The organism is Petrotoga halophila DSM 16923 (assembly GCF_002924615.1).
On record NZ_JALY01000304.1, the window covers coordinates 1 to 1,619 of the forward strand.

The window sequence follows — 1,619 nt, forward strand, 5'->3', positions numbered from 1 at the left end:
ATTGTATTGTACTGTCTCTATCATCTTCCTTGAACCTCCTTCGGGGCGTTTCCCCCCCGCACAATTTTTTATTCAAATTAATTATACAGGATTTGTGAGATAGGATGGTACACTTTTCGTTTAGTAAGTGCACCCATATCAAGAATTCATAGAGAAACTAAAACTACAGGACCAAAACGAGGAAATTTGAGGATTAGAAAGGAGCAAAGCGAAAACGTAAGACTAAAACACTAATAAACAAAGGAAAAGAAAGGCATGTAGTGACACTTTTGAAAAACAGAGAAAGCAAAAAACGCTTTTTTGCATTTATTCATACCTGTTTTAGAATTCTTACGTTTTTGTAACTGTCAAACTCAGGAAAATATTTAAGATTCTCACCAAGAGAGCTACATAAGTTTTATAATATGCTATGGTAGATTCAAAGAAAAACAAATTAGGAGAGTGAGCTGTATGTATCTTTTTATAGACACAAATATTTTTCTGTCTTTTTACCATTTCACCAGCGAAGACTTAGAGGAACTAAATAAACTTGGTGTTCTGCTTAAGCAGAAGGAGGTGAGACTATACTTACCAGAACAAGTTGTAGATGAGTTTCGGCGCAACAGAGAAAACAAAATAATGGCCGCATTGAAGCAGTTACAGGAACCTAAACTAAAGCTCCAGTATCCACAACTTTGTAAAGACTATGAGGAATATCTAACACTAAAGGAACTCCTGGAAGAATGTGAGAAGCAACGTTCCACCTTAGTGGATAAGATCATGAAAGATGTTGCGAAACAAACGCTGAAGGCCGATGTGACTATACAGAACTTATTTGAAAAGGCAACACGAATTTCTATCGATGATAATCTGGTGGATAAGGCGTATGTGCGTATGCAGGTAGGCAATCCCCCTGGGAAGGGTGGCTCTCTAGGAGATGCGATTAACTGGGAAGCGCTACTTAAGAATGTCCCGGTTGGCGAAAACCTTCATTTCATAACCGACGATAAGGATTACCGTTCAATTGTAGACCGAAACAATTTTATGGAATTTCTTAGTGAAGAATGGACTGAATGCTATGGCTAACCGAATACTGTACCACCCTGCTAACCTAATTATGTACCATATGGAAAGAAGAAGTTCTTTTCTTTCTCTTTTCATATGAAAAGAGAAAAATCGAATATTTATCAGTTTCCCTGAATTTCTCGTCTTTGGTTCCTGTAACGATAGCTTTCTCCATTGAATAGTATTATCTTACTGTTGTGGATTAACCTGTCGATAATCGCTGCTGTCATCCTTTCATCGTGAAATATTTTAGCCCATTCTGCAAATTCAAGGTTACAGATAGATCCTTTTTCATACCTTTCAGAGAATATTTGGAACATGAGTTGTGTAACATGGCTCGATAACTGCACGTATCCTAGTTCATCAATTATCAGTAAATCTACTTTGCTCAACTTTTTTTGGAATTTTGTTAGTTGTCGTTCTTCTTGCATTTCAACTAAGAGATTCCCAAGATTGGCTGCTGTGAAAAAACTTACTGTTTTCCCTTTCTTACATGCTTGTATTCCTATTGCTATACTTATGTGTGTCTTTCTTGCACCTGGGATTCTTAAGAACAGAAAATTTGTTTTTTCTTC

The 1,619-nt window shown here is 36.7% G+C and carries 2 protein-coding genes; one reads left to right on the forward strand and one right to left on the reverse strand.

Going from position 1 to position 1,619, the window contains the following annotated elements:
* Positions 1-450: 450 nt before the first annotated feature.
* Positions 451-1,065, forward strand: coding sequence for a PIN domain-containing protein (locus AA81_RS13340; protein ID WP_103899302.1), 615 nt, complete (start codon positions 451-453; stop codon positions 1,063-1,065).
* A 101-nt stretch (positions 1,066-1,166) separates the two neighbouring features.
* Here the strand turns inward: AA81_RS13340 and AA81_RS13345 are convergent.
* A partial coding sequence (locus tag AA81_RS13345) for an ATP-binding protein (RefSeq protein ID WP_169999806.1) occupies positions 1,167-1,619 on the reverse strand: 453 nt, incomplete at its 5' end.